This window comes from Streptomyces sp. P17 (assembly GCF_032436805.1).
Taxonomy (GTDB): domain Bacteria; phylum Actinomycetota; class Actinomycetes; order Streptomycetales; family Streptomycetaceae; genus Streptomyces.
In genome coordinates, this window is sequence record NZ_JAVRBF010000673.1 from 1 (window position 1) to 280 (window position 280).

The 280-nt window shown below is 29.6% G+C and carries 1 protein-coding gene; it reads right to left on the reverse strand.

Annotated features, from left to right (window positions below; genetic code table 11):
* Positions 1–280 (reverse strand): hypothetical protein (locus tag RMT89_RS42535; RefSeq protein WP_315889117.1); only part of this gene is annotated, 280 nt, incomplete at both ends.

Genomic DNA, 280 nt, shown 5'->3' on the forward strand with positions numbered 1-280 from the left:
TAAAAAGTCATTTGTTAACACTTGATCTAATTCTTCCTCATCAATAGTTGATTTTAATTTAGTTCGAGTACTAAGTAGTTGTTCTTGTACAACTCTGTTTATCGCAAGCAAGTCTGATTCATCGTTGACAATATCTTTTAATCGAGGCTCATTTCGATTTTTGGATAAGAGTATTTCAGATAATTCTTTTAATTCACCTAAATATTTCAAAGACTTTGTTTTATCATCCCAAATATATTCCTTTGTTACTAATTGTCGATTAATAAGGGCATCATTCACC